General features: G+C 71.1%; 13 protein-coding genes. 6 read left to right on the forward strand and 7 right to left on the reverse strand.

What is annotated here, in order from left to right; all coding sequences use genetic code 11:
• The first annotated feature begins 288 nt into the window (after positions 1-288).
• Positions 289-3,975: a multifunctional oxoglutarate decarboxylase/oxoglutarate dehydrogenase thiamine pyrophosphate-binding subunit/dihydrolipoyllysine-residue succinyltransferase subunit gene (locus IQ251_RS15280; RefSeq protein WP_370591423.1), complete on the forward strand. Its 3,687-nt coding sequence runs from the start codon at positions 289-291 to the stop codon at positions 3,973-3,975.
• A gap of 206 nt (positions 3,976-4,181) precedes the next feature.
• Positions 4,182-4,358 (forward strand): DUF6104 family protein, encoded by a 177-nt coding sequence (locus tag IQ251_RS15285; protein ID WP_193929261.1) that lies wholly within the window; start codon positions 4,182-4,184, stop codon positions 4,356-4,358.
• A gap of 41 nt (positions 4,359-4,399) precedes the next feature.
• On the opposite strand, the gene IQ251_RS15290 is transcribed toward IQ251_RS15285, so the two are convergent.
• From IQ251_RS15290 to IQ251_RS15300, 3 genes are all read right to left on the reverse strand, one after another.
• Positions 4,400-5,398, reverse strand: coding sequence for a LacI family DNA-binding transcriptional regulator (locus tag IQ251_RS15290; protein ID WP_193929262.1), 999 nt, complete (start codon positions 5,396-5,398; stop codon positions 4,400-4,402).
• Between the two features lie 171 nt (positions 5,399-5,569).
• The gene (locus tag IQ251_RS15295) at positions 5,570-5,956 is read right to left on the reverse strand and encodes a hypothetical protein (RefSeq protein ID WP_193929263.1); all 387 of its coding nucleotides are present in this window, start codon (positions 5,954-5,956) and stop codon (positions 5,570-5,572) included.
• A gap of 125 nt (positions 5,957-6,081) precedes the next feature.
• On the reverse strand, positions 6,082-8,652 hold the full coding sequence (locus IQ251_RS15300; RefSeq protein ID WP_193929264.1) for a LuxR C-terminal-related transcriptional regulator: 2,571 nt from the start codon (positions 8,650-8,652) through the stop codon (positions 6,082-6,084).
• A 126-nt stretch (positions 8,653-8,778) separates the two neighbouring features.
• Here IQ251_RS15300 and IQ251_RS15305 point away from each other — a divergent pair, with 126 nt between their 5' ends.
• The 4 genes from IQ251_RS15305 to IQ251_RS15320 all read left to right on the forward strand — a co-directional run bounded on the left by IQ251_RS15305 (position 8,779) and on the right by IQ251_RS15320 (position 12,266).
• The gene (locus IQ251_RS15305; RefSeq protein ID WP_193929265.1) at positions 8,779-9,153 is read left to right on the forward strand and encodes a Rieske (2Fe-2S) protein; all 375 of its coding nucleotides are present in this window, start codon (positions 8,779-8,781) and stop codon (positions 9,151-9,153) included.
• Entirely contained in the window at positions 9,140-9,424 is a 285-nt protein-coding gene (locus tag IQ251_RS15310) for a hypothetical protein (protein ID WP_193929266.1), read from the forward strand. Before IQ251_RS15305 ends, IQ251_RS15310 begins: the two co-directional genes overlap by 14 nt.
• 59 nt (positions 9,425-9,483) lie before the next feature.
• Positions 9,484-10,680: an amidohydrolase family protein gene (locus tag IQ251_RS15315; protein ID WP_370591420.1), complete on the forward strand. Its 1,197-nt coding sequence runs from the start codon at positions 9,484-9,486 to the stop codon at positions 10,678-10,680.
• Positions 10,681-10,805: 125 nt separating this feature from the next.
• Positions 10,806-12,266 carry an aldehyde dehydrogenase family protein gene (locus tag IQ251_RS15320; protein WP_193929267.1) on the forward strand — a complete coding sequence of 487 codons (1,461 nt, stop codon included), beginning with the start codon at positions 10,806-10,808 and terminating at the stop codon, positions 12,264-12,266.
• A gap of 28 nt (positions 12,267-12,294) precedes the next feature.
• On the opposite strand, the gene IQ251_RS15325 is transcribed toward IQ251_RS15320, so the two are convergent.
• Genes IQ251_RS15325 through IQ251_RS15340 form a run of 4 tightly spaced genes read right to left on the reverse strand, consistent with a single transcriptional unit; the run spans position 12,295 to position 15,587 of the window.
• Positions 12,295-13,170 carry an ABC transporter substrate-binding protein gene (locus IQ251_RS15325; RefSeq protein ID WP_228047073.1) on the reverse strand — a complete coding sequence of 292 codons (876 nt, stop codon included), beginning with the start codon at positions 13,168-13,170 and terminating at the stop codon, positions 12,295-12,297.
• Positions 13,167-13,844: an ABC transporter permease gene (locus IQ251_RS15330; RefSeq protein WP_193929268.1), complete on the reverse strand. Its 678-nt coding sequence runs from the start codon at positions 13,842-13,844 to the stop codon at positions 13,167-13,169. Before IQ251_RS15330 ends, IQ251_RS15325 begins: the two co-directional genes overlap by 4 nt.
• Before the next feature lie 4 nt (positions 13,845-13,848).
• Positions 13,849-14,502 (reverse strand): ABC transporter permease, encoded by a 654-nt coding sequence (locus IQ251_RS15335; RefSeq protein WP_193929296.1) that lies wholly within the window; start codon positions 14,500-14,502, stop codon positions 13,849-13,851.
• 5 nt (positions 14,503-14,507) lie between these two features.
• On the reverse strand, positions 14,508-15,587 hold the full coding sequence (locus tag IQ251_RS15340; RefSeq protein ID WP_193929269.1) for an ABC transporter ATP-binding protein: 1,080 nt from the start codon (positions 15,585-15,587) through the stop codon (positions 14,508-14,510).
• Positions 15,588-15,606: the final 19 nt, after the last annotated feature.

The raw sequence follows: 15,606 nt of genomic DNA on the forward strand, positions 1-15,606 counted from the left end.
GGAGAAGGTACCGGCGCGACCCGAGAGGTGAGCGAGAATACAGCTCTGCACTGATCGATGCGTGCGCCGAAAGGGGTGCACAGCCGCTGTACAGCGGTTACCTGATCGATTTTGTGACAGAACTCGTCGGCGGGAGTACCCGCACTGTCTGCCAACCGCCCGAATCGGACCGTTAGCCTGGTACCTGAGTGTGTCTGTAAATCACGAGCATATGGATCGAGGCGAACGCCAGCCGTGTCCAGCAGCCCTGCGTCACAGTTCGGCCCCAACGAGTGGTTGATCGAGGAGATGTACGAGCAGTTCCTCCAAGATCCCGCCTCCGTAGACTCGGCGTGGCACGATTTCTTCGCCGACTACAAGCCGGGCCAGGCAGCCAACGACAACAACGCCGCGGCCGGTTCGGCGGCGGCCACGAGCACGACGGCGACCCGGGCGGCCGCGAACGGCCAGGCACCGTCCACCCCGGCTTCGACGTCCGGCACGTCGGAGGCCGGCACCTCGGCGCCGCAGAAGCCGGCGGCGCCGCAGAAGGCGCCGGCGCCCGCGGGCCAATCGTCCGGGCAGCAGCAGACCGCCAAGCCCTCGCCGCAGCAGGCCGCGAAGGCGGCTCCGGTCCAAGAGGCCAAAAACGGCGAAGAGGTCAAGACGCTGCGCGGTCCGGCCTCGGCGATCGCCAAGAACATGGAGCAGTCGCTGACCGTGCCGACCGCCACGAGCGTGCGTGCGGTGCCGGCGAAGCTGCTGTTCGACAACCGCATCGTCATCAACAACCACCTCAAGCGGAACAAGGGCGGGAAGATCTCCTTCACGCACTTGATCGGCTACGCGATGGTTCGCGCGATGCGCGAGTACCCGAACATGAACCGGCACTACGGCCAGGACGCCAAGGGCAAGCCCGCGGTGGTCACGCCGGAGCACATCAACCTGGGCCTGGCCATCGATATGCCGGGCAAGGACGGTTCGCGCAACCTCGTGGTCGCCTCCATCAAGGGCTGCGAGGAGATGACCTTCCACCAGTTCTGGCAGGCGTACGAGGAGATCATCCGCAAGGCGCGCAACAACGCGCTCACCGCGGACGACTTCGCGGGCACCACCGTGTCGCTGACGAACCCGGGCCCGGCAGGCACCAACCACTCGGTGCCGCGGCTGACCGCCGGGCAGAGCGCGATCATCGGCGTCGGTTCGATGGACTACCCGGCCGAGTTCCAGGGCGCCAGCGAGAAGACGCTGGTCGACATGGGCATCGGCAAGATCGTGACGCTGACGTCGACCTACGACCACCGCGTCATCCAGGGCGCCGAGTCCGGCGACTTCCTGCGCAAGATGCACGAGCTGCTCATCGGTGAGGACGGCTTCTTCGACGACGTCTTCGCCTCGCTGCGCATCCCCTACGAGCCGGTGCGCTGGACGCAGGACATCCCGGAGGGTGCGGTCGACAAGACCGCGCGGGTGCTCGAACTCATCGACGCCTACCGGACCCGCGGCCACCTGATGGCCGACATCGACCCGCTGAACTACCGGCAGCGCAGGCACGAGGACCTCGACGTCCTCTCGCACAGCCTCACGCTGTGGGACCTCGACCGGGAGTTCGCGGTCGGCGGATTCGCCGGCAACGAGCACATGAAGCTGCGGGACGTGCTGGGGGTGCTGCGCGACTCGTACTGCCGCACGATCGGCGTCGAGTACATGCACATCCTCGAACCCGACGAGCGGGAGTGGTTGCAGCAGCGGGTCGAGAAGCCGCACACGGATCCGGACTCGACCGAGCAGAAGTACATCCTGTCCAAGCTCAACGCCGCCGAGGCGTTCGAGACGTTCCTGCAGACCAAGTACGTCGGGCAGAAGCGCTTCTCGCTGGAAGGCGCCGAGACCGTGGTGCCCCTGCTGGACGCGGTGCTGGACACGGCGTCGGCCCAGGAGCTGGACGAGGTCGTCATCGGCATGCCGCACCGCGGCAGGCTCAACGTGCTGGCCAACATCGTCGGCAAGCCGATCTCGCAGATCTTCCGGGAGTTCGAGGGCAACCTCGACCCGGGCCAGGCGCACGGCTCCGGTGACGTGAAGTACCACCTGGGCGCCGAGGGCAAGTACTTCCGGATGTTCGGCGACGGGGAGACGAAGGTCTCGCTGACCTCGAACCCCTCGCACCTGGAAGCGGTCGACCCGGTGCTGGAGGGCATCGTCCGGGCCAAGCAGGACATCCTGGACAAGGGCCAGGAGGGCTTCACCGTCCTGCCGGTGCTGCTGCACGGCGACGCCGCGTTCGCCGGGCAGGGCGTGGTCGCCGAAACGCTGAACCTGTCGCTGCTGCGCGGCTACCGCACGGGCGGCACGGTGCACGTGATCGTCAACAACCAGGTCGGCTACACCACTGCGCCGGAGCACTCCCGCTCCAGCAAGTACTGCACCGATGTGGCGAAGATGATCGGTGCGCCGGTGTTCCACGTCAACGGCGACGACCCCGAAGCGGTGGTGTGGGTCGCCAAGCTGGCGGTGGAGTACCGCAGGACGTTCGGCAAGGACGTCGTGATCGACATGGTGTGCTACCGCCGCCGCGGGCACAACGAGGGCGACGACCCGTCGATGACCCAGCCGAGCATGTACACCGCGATCGACAAGATGCGCAGCGTGCGCAAGGTCTACACCGAGTCGCTGATCGGCCGCGGGGACATCACCGTCGACGAGGCGGAGAAGGCGCTGCAGGACTACGCCGCCCAGCTGGAGCACGTGTTCAACGAGGTGCGCGAGCTGGAGAAGCACCCGCCGGAGCCGAGCCCGTCGGTGGAGGCCGAGCAGCAGGTGCCGACCGGCCTGTCCACGGCGATCAGCCAGCAAGCCCTGGAGCACATCGCTGATTCGCACGTGAACCTGCCGGAGGGCTTCACCCCGCACCCGCGGGTCAAGCCGGTGCTGGAGCGGCGCGCCAAGATGGGCCGCGAGGGCGGTATCGACTGGGCCTTCGCCGAGCTGCTGGCGTTCGGGTCGCTGGTGATGGAGGGCCGTCCGGTGCGGCTGACCGGCCAGGACAGCCGCCGGGGCACGTTCACCCAGCGCCACTCGGTGCTCATCGACCGGAAGAACGACGTCGAGTACACGCCGCTGCAGAACCTGTCCGAGGAGCAGGCGAAGCTGCTGGTGTACGACTCGGCGCTGTCCGAGTTCGCGGCGATGGGCTTCGAGTACGGCTACTCGGTGGCCAACCCGGATGCGCTGGTGCTGTGGGAGGCGCAGTTCGGCGACTTCTTCAACGGCGCGCAGCCCATCATCGACGAGTTCATCTCGTCCGGTGAGGCCAAGTGGGGACAGCGTTCCGATGTGGTGCTGCTGCTGCCGCACGGCCACGAGGGCCAGGGCCCGGACCACTCGTCCGGGCGGATCGAGCGCTGGCTGCAGCTGTGCGCCGAGGGATCGATGACGGTGTCCATGCCGTCCACGCCCGCGAACTACTTCCACCTGCTGCGCAGGCACAATCTCGACGGGATCCACCGCCCGCTGGTGGTGTTCACGCCGAAGTCGATGCTGCGCTCGAAGGTCGCGGTCAGCTCGGTGGAGGACTTCACCGAGGCCAAGTTCGCCTCGGTGATCGACGACCCGAACCAGCCGGACCCGAGCGGGGTGCGCAACGTGGTGCTGTGCAGCGGAAAGCTGTACTGGGAGCTGGCCGCGCACCGCGACAAGCAGGGCATCACCGACACGGCGATCGTGCGGTTGGAGCAGCTGTACCCGCTGCCGCACCGCAAGCTCGGCGCGATCTTCGAGCGTTACTCGAACGCGCAGACGGTCCGCTGGGCGCAGGAAGAACCGGGCAACCAGGGTGCGTGGCCGTTCCTCGGTTTGGCGCTGCCGGAGAGCTTCCCCGAGCTGCAGGGCAAGCTGCAGCGGGTGTCGCGCCGTCCGATGGCCGCACCGGCGACGGGGTTGGCCAAGGTGCACGAGGTCGAGCAGGCCGAGGTCGTGCACAACGCGTTCGCGTGATCAGCACCGCCGCCTGAAGGCGCGCGTTGAGCGGGCCGCCGGTCTGGGGACCGGCGGCCCGTTTCGCGTCCGGCGGGGTTTGCAGCATGGGAACTTTCCGGTCACCGGCGCTACCGGCTTCCCCACGCCCGCGCCCGCGAGGGGTTCCGTACGCTGCTGGTTCGCGAACGAACCGGATCAACCGGGACGACGACAGAGGAGGCAGGGTGTACTTCACCGACCGCGGCATCGAGGAGCTGGAGCAACGTCGCGGCGACGACGAGGTCACGCTGGCGTGGGTGGCGGACCGGATGCGCGCGTTCGTCGATCTCAACCCGGATTTCGAGGATTCCACCGAACGGCTGGCCACCTTCCTGGCCCGCGACGACGCCGACGACGAGTGACGGGACGCCGGTGACAGGAAAGTTCCCTTGCTGTCACCGGCTCAACGCGGTGGCCCGCAGGTGTCGCGTTCCACGAGTTCCACGTCGAAGACGCGCCGCTGCGGGGTGTGCTGTCCGGGGTTCTCGATGTGCGCGAGCAGAGCGTGCACGGCGGTGCGTGCCATGTCGGTGACGGGTTGGCGGATCGTGGTCAGCCGGATCATCGACCAGCCGGACATGGCCAGATCGTCGAATCCGAGCACGGACAGGTCGCCGGGAACGTGCAGGCCGCGGCCGCGCGCGGCGTCGAGCACGCCGTAGGCGGCGGCATCGCTGTGGCACAGCACAGCGGTCGGCGGGTCGGGGCGGTCGAGCAGTGCGGTGGCGCAGCGGTGGCCTTCGGCGTGCGAGAAGCCGGCGGGCAGGACCAGCTCGGGTTCCAGCGGGTGCCCGAGGTCGCGCAGCGCGCGTGCGGAGCAGCTGCGGCGGTCCCGACCGCTGGAGGTGTCCGGATGTCCGGCCAGCAGCGCGATCCGGCGGTGGCCGAGCCCGGTCAGGTAGCGGGCCGCGAGTTCACCCGCTCGGTGCTCGTCGGGCAGGACCCGGTCGATGTCGAGGCCGTCGACGTCCCGGTTGAGCAGCACGACCGGGGTTCCGCTGCGCACCAAGCCCGCGACGGCCGGGGAATCTAGCGTGGCGGCGGCGAACAGGACGCCGTCCACCGCGTTGCCGCGCAGGGTGTCGAGGTCGGGCATGTCGTCGTCGCGTCCGCGGTTGAACAGCATCATCCGGTATCCGGCCGCGCTGAGTTCAGCGTGCGCGACGCTGATCTCCTGCGGGTACAGCGGGTTGGTGATGTCGGCGACGACCATGGCGACGGTGCTGGTCCGGTTGGTGATCAGCGATCGGGCGGCCTCGTTCGGCGAGTACCCGAGGTCGCGCGCAACGGCCAGCACGTGCTCGCGGGTCCCGGGTTTCACCGAGGGATCGCCGCGCAGCGTGCGGGACACGGTGGTCTGGGAGACGCCGGCCGCTCGTGCGACATCCCAGCCGGTGGGCACGGACCGACCACCTCCTGCTCCCCGCGTCGACGGCGGCCAGGGTATCCGCCCGCGGCGGGGACCGGGTGCCGTTCCCGGACGATCGACCGGGCGTGCCGAATCTACGCCCGTACTCGCTGCATCCGGCCCCCGAGGAGGTGACGCAGCGGGCGCGCTGGACCGTTTCCGCGATCAACTCCGTCCGCACTGACCCACAACGGATGGAGGAAGAATGCGCCGCCTGCTCGCCACGACCATGCTGACCGGTCTGGCCGTCGCCGGGGCACCGGCACCGCCGGTGCCGCCGATGACGCCCTGCAGCACCAGGAGCACGTCGTCAACGCGGTCCTGGAACACCTGCACCACCCGGCCGCCGAGCACGAGGAGACCGAAGCGGAGGAGGCAGCACCGGGACAGGAGCAACAGCAGGAGGTCCAGCAGCCGTCGGGTCTGCCGGTCGGGGAGCAGGAAGCGGCCGGGCAGGAAGCTCCCGAGGGCGAGCAAGCCGATGGCGGCATGTCCGGCACGGGTCCGGGCGACCTGGGCACCGGTCTCGGCTGAGGTGGACCGGGTCAGCACGGCGCCCCGCTCTCCGTGCAGGGCGGGGCGCCGTGCTGAGCGCACCGGATTCCGCGCCGCACCGGGTTTTCCGTGCAGGCAGCGACCGCTTTCCCTTCGGGAAGCCTTTCCGCGCGGCTGCTCGGTCAATCCGCGCCGAGCGCGGCGGCGAGCTGGGCGCGCGAGGTGATGTCGAGCTTCGGGAACACCTTGTAGAGGTGGTACCCGACGGTGCGCGGGCTCAGCGACAACCGCTCCCCGATCTGCCGGTTGGTGAGCCCTTCGGCGGCCAGCAGGGCGATCTCGTGTTCCTGCGGGGTGAGCACGGCCCGCGTCGCGGCGTTCCCGGAGCTGCGGGTCTCGCCCGCGGCGCGGAGTTCCGCGTGCGCGCGGCGGGACCAGGCGTGCGCGCCGAGCCGGTCGAAGTGCTCCTCGGCGGCGCGCAGGTGTTCGCGTGCTTGCTGGTCGCGTCTGCGGCGGCGCAGCCAGGCCCCGAAGTGGAACTCGGTGCGCGCGCTGCTGAACAGCCTGCCGGTGGTGTCGCTGAGTTCGAGGGCGCGCCGGTGCCAGTGCTCGGCGTCGTCCCCGTCGAGCAGGGCGCGGCAGCGGGCCAGGTCGAGGTGGGCCCAGTCGGCCGCGCCGGCGTGCACCCACCGCTCGAAGTCGCCGGTGATCCGGACGGCCTGCCGGTGGTCCTGCACCTGCACTGCAGCTTCGACGGCGTCGACCGCCGACATGCGGCGCAGCAGGACGCCGTGCGGGCTGCGGCGATCGCTGCGCGCCCCGCGCAACCGTTCGAGAGCTTCGGCGGGACGCCCGGCCGAGAGCGCGACCAGCCCGCGGATCCACTGCATGAGCACGGGCTGGCTGCCGGATCGTCCGCGGTCGGCGTGCTGCAGTGCGGAATCCAGCAGCTGCCGGGTGTGCGGCTCTTCACCGCGGGCGGCGCGGATCCAGGCCGCGCACAGCAGGAGTTCGGAGTGCAGCGCGTGGTGGCCGAGTTCGCCGGCGAGTCGGCCGCCTTCGGTGGCGCTGGTCAGCGCGTGTTCCCAGTGGCCGAGCGCGGAGCGGGCGTGCGCGAGTTTGAGCAGCAGTACCGCCCGGGTGCTGGGGGCGCCGCGCACGGGGTCGGTGCCCAGCAGCGTGCCGAACAGCTGCGCGTAGCGCTCCTCGTCGCCGAGGAAGGCGGGCAGCAGCGGCGGCGGCCACGCCTTGGGGTGCAGGGCGTCGGAGGGTGCTGCCCACCAGGCCAACGAGCGCAGCGCGTCGCGCTGGGATGCGGGCAGGCCGCTGTCGCCGGTCACCACGCGTTCCAGCGCGGCGACGGTGGTCCGGTAGTCGGGGTCGACAAGGTCGCGCAACCGCGTGACGGTGTCCTGCAGCGCGGCCACAGGTACGTGCCCCCAGCCGGCGGTGGTGGCGGTGACCAGCAGGCGGAGCGCGTGCGCGCTGCTGCCGGGTTCGTGGTCGCCGGTGGTGGGCAGCAGCCACCAGCCGCTGGTCCAGGAGTCCTTGAAGCCGTGGATCACCGCGCGCATGATGACCGCGCTGGCGCGCGCGTCACAGCTGTGCCGCGGTTCGGCGCGGTCGAGGAGGTTCAGCGCGTGCTCGCCGTATCCGGCCAGCCAGGCCAGTTCCGCGGAGATGATCCGGTAGCGCTCGCGGTCGCCGGTGTCGGTGGTGCGCGCGGCGGCGTCGCGGGCGGTTTCGTAGGCGTCCAGCAGCTTACCGCCGCGGGCCAGCGGCACGGTGGCGGCGGCGAGCGCGGCGGCGGTGCCGTCCGGGTCGGTGAGCGCGCCGGCCAGGCATCGGGCGTGTTCGACGGGGTGTTCGGTGGCGGGCATGACCGCGGACAGCGCGGCGCAGATCCGTGCCGTGTCGGCGAGGGTGGCTGTGTGGCGGGCTGCTTCGCGGACCAGCGGCGAGGTCCAGCGCGCGCCGTGCACCACCCCAGCGCGTTCGGCGGAGGCGAGGTCGTCGAGGTCGAGGCCGAGGGCGCGGGCGGCGCGCAGGCAGGTGGTCATCTCCGGTGGGCCGTGCGCGAGCAGCACCAGCCAGTCGCGGGTGCGCGGCGGCAGGTCGCGCAGCGGGTGCGCGAAGCGGTCCCGTCCGCGCCTGCCGAGCCGGATGCGGCGCGGTAGCGGGACGCGTCCGGCCAGCTGGTCCGGGGTGAGGGTCGCGGCGAATTCGGTCAGCGCCAGCGGGTTGGCCGCGCACAGCGTGAGCAGTTCGTCCAGGACGGGTGCGGCGGCGTCGATGCCGGCGCGGCGAGCGGCTGCCGCGTCCATGCCGGGGAGTTCGCGGGTGGGTAGCCGGGCGAGGTCGTCGGGCAGCGGGTGGTCGGTGGCGGTGGTGAGCACGACGCCGATCCGGTGGCCGGCGACGCGGCGGGCGGCGTGCGCTACGGCGCGGGCGGAGACCGGGTCGAGCCAGTGCGCGTCGTCGACGAGCAGCAGCACGGGGGCTGCGCGGCGCAGCCGCTGCCACAGCGGGTCCCCGGTCCGGGGTGGGTTCGGCAGTTGGTCGAGCGCGGCCGACTGCGTGGTGCGTTCGTGCGGGTCGGCGGTGATGCGCAGCGCGGGGATGCCGCTGGAGGCGAGGTGCTGCAGCGCGGTGGTCTTGCCGATGGCGGGGCCGCCGACGAGCACGGTGGCGGCACCGGTGCCGTCGCGGACCGCGTCGACGATCGGCGGGAGCTCGTGCTGGTTGCTGCTCATCTCGACCTCGCAACGGCGATGCTAACGCGACCAGTCATCTGACAGATGCGACGCAGCTCACGTCCCGGGCAGGGTCTGCGGTGTCCGTTCGCAGTCGGCGGACTGCACAGACCCGACGGAGGCAACATGGCCGCTGCAACGCGGTATCTGGTCGCGCCCAGCGAGGACGTGCCGGAGGGAGGCCGCTGCGTCGTGGACGTGGCGGGCCGCACGATCGGTGTTTTCCGGTTCGACGGTCGGTTGGCGGCGTACGAGAACGTGTGCCCGCACCAGGGCGGCCCGGTGTGCCAGGGGAGGCTGGTGTCCCGGGTGACCGAGGTGCTCGATGCGGAAAAGCGCAGCCGCGGCACCGATTTCGACACGTCCGATCCGCACATCGTGTGCCCGTGGCACGGTTTCGAGTTCAGTTTGGGCAGCGGAGCGCACCCGGGCCGGGAGCGGATCCGGTTGCGCGGTTTCCCGGTGGAGGAACGAGGGGGCAACGTCTATGTCACTGCCTGAGCTGTCCCGCGGCCTGGTCGGCGAGATCGACCGGGCGCTGGCCCGCGGCGGGGTGTCCGAGCTGCCCGCTGACGAGCTGCAGCGGCTGGTGGGTGCGGTGGTCCGGCTGTACGCGGCCGCCAACGAGGGCGCCGAGCGGGAGGTCCCGCCGGTGGATGAGCGCGTCGCCACCACCGACGCGGTGGTGCTGGCCAGCGCGCTGCTCAAGGCGCAGGACTTGAACCCGTTCGACCTGGCGCTGTGGTTCTCCCGCGGCCGGGCGGCCGGCTGAGCGGGTTCGGCGAACTCCGCGCGGCCCGGTGCCGCGCGCTGCAGGAAAGGATCGACACCGTGGTTGAATCCGCGACCCGCCGGGAGACGCAGGAGATCACGATCCACACGGATTCCCGGGAAATCCTGGCCAACGCCCGCCGCGACACCGAGCGCTACGGGTTGGACGACTACTTCATCGTGGACGTCGATTCGCACCACGTGGAGCTGGATTCGTGGCCGGAGATCATCGAACGCGTCGAGGACCCGGTGCTGCGCGACAGCGGCAGGCAGATGATGCAGAACTGGCCGAACGCGCACAACGTGGCGCTGAGCAACCATCCGCCGGGGCTGACGATGCAGGACGTCAGTGGCCGGGTGCCGCACCAGGCTTCGCTGGCCGAGCCGGTGGCCGACACCGGGGTGCATCGGGACGTGACCCTGGTGCGCCGGGCGATGGACGCGTTGAGCATCGACGTCCAGGTGGTGTTCCCGCAGCCGATGCTGGAGGTGGGGCTGCACCCGAATCCGGGGGTGGCCACGCAGTTGATGATGGCCTACAACCGGTGGTTCACCGAGACGGTGTTGTCCGGCGAGGGGCGGATCAAGACGATGCTGGGGCTGCCGTTCGAGGATCCGGACGCGTCGCTGCGCACGATCCGCGAGTATGCCGACCACCCGGGGGTGATCGGGTTCCTGGTGACGTCGCAGCGCTCCGCCGGTGTGCACCGCAACGAGTACATGCGGGTGTACGCCGAACTGGAGGAGCGCGGGATGCCGCTCGGTTTCCACGCGGGCCCGAACCAGGCCGATTCGATGACCTCGACGATGAACAAGTTCCTGTCCGCGCACGCGATCTCGTTCGTCACCTGCAACATGACGCATCTGACGAACTGGGTCATCAACGGGATCCCGGAGCGGTTCCCGGGGTTGAAGACGATCTGGATCGAGAGCGGGTTGGCGTGGGTCCCGTTCCTGATGCAGCGGCTGGACCACGAGTACCTGATGCGCCAGTCGGACGCCCCGCTGCTGACGAAGCTGCCCAGCGACTACATGCGCGATATGTACTTCACCTCGCAACCCATCGAGATCACCGACACCGGGCTGTTGGAGGCGACGTTCCGGGCGATGGATGCCGAGCACACGCTGATGTACTCGTCGGACTGGCCGCATTGGGACTTCGATGTGCCGGGGCGGATCATGGGTATCCCGTTCCTGTCCGAGCAGGGCAAGCGCAACGTGCTCGGCGAGACGGCCCGCAAGGTTTTCGGCCTGTGACCGGCTTCGACCTGCGACGGGCGGGGCGGGGTTGGTTTCGTCACTGATCCGGCCGGGTCCGCCGCCCCGGGGGCAGCATGGTGGCAGCGGCAGCGGCCCGAACCGAACGAAAGCGAGGTCCCACGGTGACTCGTGCACGGCAATTGCTCATCGGCGGGCGGGAACGGCCCGCCGCCACCGGCCGGACGACCGAGGACGTCGTGCCGCACACCGGTGACGTGTTCGCGACGGTGGCCGCGGGGACGCCGGACGACGCCACCGCGGCGGTGGATGCGGCCGCGGCCGCGTTCGACGCGTGGTCGCGCACCGGTGTGGTGCAGCGCCGCAAGATCTTCCTGCAGGCCGCCGACCTGCTGGAACAGCGCACCGAAGAAGCGGTGGAGCTGATGGCCGGCGAGGTGGCCGGCACGCGCCCGTGGGCGCTGTTCAACGTGGAACTGGCCGCCAACGTGCTGCGCGAGGCGGCCGCGGTGATCACGTCCCCGCGCGGTGAAGTGCTGTCCAGTTCCGGGGACGGCGAGTGGGGCTTCGCGCTGCGCGAACCTGCCGGGGTGGTGGCTGCGTTCGCGCCGTGGAACGCGCCGCTGATCCTGGGCACGCGGTCGTTCGCAGTGCCGCTGGCGGTGGGCAACACGGTGGTGCTCAAGCCCAGTGAGGACGCTCCGCTGGCGGCGGGGCTGTTCCTGGCCGATGTGCTGCGCGAGGCGGGCCTGCCGGACGGGGTGCTCAACGTGGTCACGAACGCGCGCGAGGACGCGGTGGACGTGGGCGGCGCGCTGATCGCCGATCGGCGGGTGCGGCGGGTGAACTTCACCGGCTCGACCGGTGTCGGCCGGGCCATCGGGGTGGAGGCCGCGCGCAACCTGACGCCTGCGGTGCTGGAGCTGGGCGGCAAGAACTCGATCATCGTGCTGGACGACGCGGACTTGGACTACGCGGTGGACGCGGTGGCGTTCGGCGCGTTCATGAACTCGGGCCAGATCTGCATGTCGGCCGACCGGGTGCTGGTTCCGCGCGAGCTGGAGGCGGAGTTCACCGATCGGTTCGCGAAGAAGGTCTCCGGACTGACCACCGGCGATCCGACGTCGCCGGACACGGTGGTGGGCCCGGTGATCAGCCCCGATGCCGCGCAGCGCATCCACGAGCTGGTGCAGGACGCGGTGTCCCGCGGCGCGCGGGTGCACTGCGGTGGTACCGCGCCGGACGGTGCGCTGTACGCGCCGACGGTGCTGTCCGAGGTCACCGCGGATCAGCGCATCCACAGCGAGGAGATCTTCGGGCCGGTAACGGTGGTGCTGCCCTACGACTCGGTGGACGAGGCGGTCGGCATCGTCAACGACACGCCGTATGGGCTGACCGGCGGGGTGATCACCGAGGACACGGGGCGCGGCTGGGCGATCGCGCAGCAGGTGCGCACCGGGATCTTCCACATCAACGACCAGTCGGTCGGCGACGAGCCGCAGGCCCCGTTCGGCGGGGTGAAGGATTCCGGCTATGGCCGCTTCGGCGGGCAGCAGGGCGTGGAGTCGTTCACCGAGACCCGCTGGGTGACGTTCCGGGAGAAGCAGGCGCAGTACCCGTTCTGACGCCGCGCCGGTCGGCGTGTTCCCGCGGTCAGATCCCGAGTTCGCGGACGTATTCCCGGGCCACGTCGACCGGGTTGGCCTTGTCCTGTTCGAGCCGCTCGTTGAGCCGGGTGAGGTCGGCGGTGTCCAGCGACGCCGACACCCGGTCCAGCACGGCGGTCTGCTGCGGGTCCAGCGCGTCCCGGTGCACGAGCGGCACCACGTTCTGCGCGGGGAACATGTTCTTCGGATCGTCCAGCGGGACCAGCCCGTTGGCGCGGATCTGCGCCGAGGTGCTGAACAGGTTGGCGACCTGGATGTCCCCGCCGGTCAGCGCGTCGACGGTGAGCGTGCCCGCCTCCACGCTGCGGATCTCGGCGAACCGGCAGTCGTAGAGCTCGGCGATGCGTTCCTGCCAGCGCTGCTTCCACTCGGCGGGGGCGCCGAGCACGAATTCCCGGCAGCGCGGCCCCAGGTCCTGCATCGAGCGCACCCCGTCGGCCGCGGTGTCACCGGTGACGGTGAGCACGTCGGTGTCCTCGGCGGGCGCGTGCTGCAGCAGCTGCAGTTCGGGCGGCAGCGCGCGGTCGAGTTCCCGGCGCACCTGCCCGGTTTCGGTGGCTGCGGATTCCGGGTCGAGCTGTTCGAGCAGGTTGCCGGTGTAGTCGGGCATGACGGTAATCTCGCCGTCGCGCACCGCCTGCACGTAGAACTCGCGGGCGCCGATGCGCGGGGTGGTCTCCACCTCGGTTCCGGTGCTGCGCAGGGCTTCGGCGTAGATGTGCATGAGCACTTCGCTCTCGGCGAAGTCGGCCGAGCCGAGCACGATGCCCTGCTGCTGCCGGTTGCCGGCCAGCGGATCGGAGCAGCCGGTCAGCACCAGCGCGGCCGCGGCCGCGCACACCAGGATCCTGCGCATCCTCATCCCCTCCCCGTCCGCGCGGCCCTGCGCAGCCCGCGCGGCAGCAGAACCCGGCTCGCACCGGCCAGCAGCGCGTCCAATAGCACGGCCAGCGCGGCGATGGCGATCGCCGCGGCCGCCATCTGCGCGTAGTCGTTGATCTTGAGCCCGTCCAGCAGGATCCGGCCGAGCCCGCCCAGCCCGACGTAGGCCGCGACCGCGGCGGTGGCCACGACCTGCAGCATCGCGCTGCGCACACCGCCGAGCACCAGCGGCACGGCCAGCGGCACTTCCACCCGCCACAGTCGCTGCCAGGAGGTCATGCCGAGTCCGCGGGCCGCGTCGACGACGTCGGCGGGCGCGTTGCGCACCCCGGCGTAGGCGCCGGACAGCACCGCGGGCACGGCGAGCACGACGAGCCCGGCCAGCGCCGGGCCTTCGCCGATGCCCCAGCCCAGTGCCAGCAGGGTCACCAGCCCGAGGGTGGGCAGGGCGCGCAGCGCGTTGCTCGCGGCCACCACGGCCACCGCGCCGCGGCCGGTGTGCCCGATGCCGATGCCCAGCGGCACGGCGATCAGCGCGGCCAACGCCACGGACACGACGCAGTAGTACAGGTGCCGCCCGGTCTGCGCGGGCACGCCGTCCGAGCCGGTCCAGTGCGCCGGGTCGGTCAGCCACGCGATCAGTTCGCCGAACACGCGCTCACCCCGTTCCGCCGTGCCGGGCCCACGGGGTGCTGATCCGCCACAGCAGCACCAGCAGCAGGTCCACCAGCAGCGCCAGCAGCAGGGTCAGCGCGACGCCGACGAGGATCTGCGCCGGGTAGTCGCGCTGGAACCCGTCGGTGAACAGCCGGCCCAGCCCGCCGACGCCGACCAGCGCACCCACGCTGACCAGGCTGATGTTGCTGACCGAGGCCACCCGCACGCCCGCGGCCAGCACGGGCACCGCCAGCGGCAGCTCCACGGCCAGGAACCGCCTGCCGGGCCGGAATCCCATCGCGGTGGCGGCGGCCACGACGTGCCCGGGGACCGCGTCCAGCGCGTCGCGCACCGGGCGCACCAGCAGCGCGGTCGTGTACAGGGTCAGCGCCACCACCACGTTGATCGGTGACAGCAGCGGCGTCCCCGCGATGCCGGGGATGAGCACGAACAGCGCCAGCGACGGCACGGTGTAGAGCACGCCGGCGGTGCCGAGCAGGAATCCGCGCAGTGGTGCGCGGCGCTGCGCGAGCCTGCCCAGCGGCAGGGCCAGCACCGCCCCGAGCAGCAGCGGCAGCAGGGCCAGAGAGCAGTGCTGCACGAGCTGGCCGAGCACCAGTTCGCGGTTGCTCGGGCTGGCGAAGAATTCCGCGATCCCGGTCACCCGGTGCGCACCCCGCGTTCGCGCTGGATCACGTCGAGGACGTGCTCGGCGGTGACCACGCCCGCGTACCGGCCGGATCCGTCGACGACGACGCCCAGTCCGGACGGTGCCGACAGCGCGGCGTCCAGCGCACCGCGCAGCGGCCGACCCAGTGCATGCAGCGATCCCCCTGCCACAAGGTGGTTCTCGGCGAGCGGTCCGTCCACGTCGGACTGCGGCGGCACCCAGCCGCGCGGGGCGCGGTCGGTGTCGAGCGCGAGCCGCCAACCGCTGCCGGAGACCGGGTCGCCGAGCACGACCGTGTCCACCGACTGCGGGTGCAGCTGTCCGTCCACGAAGGACAGCCGGCGGTATCCGCGGTCCCGGCCGACGAATCCGGTGACGAAGTCGTCGGCGGGCCGGGCCAGCAGCTCGTCCGGGGCCGCGACCTGCGCGAGGTGCCCGCCTTGGCGCAGCACCGCCACCCGGTCGCCGAGCTTGACGGCCTCGTCGATGTCGTGCGTGACGAACAGGACGGTTTTGCCGAGTTCGCCTTGCAGCCGCAGCAGTTCGTCCTGCAGGCCCTGGCGTACCACCGGGTCCACGGCGCTGAACGGTTCGTCCATGAGCAGCACCGGCGGATCCGCGGCCAGCGCGCGGGCCACGCCGACCCGCTGCTGCTGGCCCCCGGACAGCTGCGCCGGGTAGCGGGTGCCGAGTTCGGCGGGCAGTCCGACCAGGTCGAGCAGCTCGACCGCGCGGCGCCGGGCTTCGCGGCGCCCGGTTCCGCCGAGCACGAGCACCGTGCCGACGTTGTCCAGCACATCGCGGTGCGGGAACAGGCCGGCCTGCTGGATGACGTAGCCGATACCGCGGCGCAGCCGCGCGGGGTCGAGCTCACGCACGTCGGTGCCGTCCAGCAGCACCCGTCCGGACGTCGGTTCGACCATCCGGTTGACCATGCGCAGCAGGGTCGTCTTGCCGCACCCGGACGGGCCCACGAGTACCGTGATCGCACCGTCCGGCAGGCTCAATCGCAGGTCGTGCACGGCGACGGTGCTGCCGTACTCCTTGCGCACGTCCTGGAACCCGATCACCGGAGCCCCCTCCGCTGGC

It is taken from the genome of Saccharopolyspora montiporae, from assembly GCF_015209505.1.
Taxonomy (GTDB): Bacteria; Actinomycetota; Actinomycetes; order Mycobacteriales; family Pseudonocardiaceae; genus Saccharopolyspora; species Saccharopolyspora montiporae.

Excerpts from the sequence above, each read along its gene's own strand:
- IQ251_RS15305 (WP_193929265.1), top strand. The coding sequence starts at position 8,779 with ATGGCCGCTGCAACGCGGTATCTGGTCGCGCCCAGCGAGGACGTGCCG.
- IQ251_RS15280 (WP_370591423.1), top strand. The coding sequence starts at position 289 with ATGTACGAGCAGTTCCTCCAAGATCCCGCCTCCGTAGACTCGGCGTGG.
- IQ251_RS15325 (WP_228047073.1), bottom strand. The coding sequence starts at position 13,170 with ATGAGGATGCGCAGGATCCTGGTGTGCGCGGCCGCGGCCGCGCTGGTG.
- IQ251_RS15310 (WP_193929266.1), top strand. The coding sequence starts at position 9,140 with ATGTCACTGCCTGAGCTGTCCCGCGGCCTGGTCGGCGAGATCGACCGG.
- IQ251_RS15300 (WP_193929264.1), bottom strand. The coding sequence starts at position 8,652 with ATGAGCAGCAACCAGCACGAGCTCCCGCCGATCGTCGACGCGGTCCGC.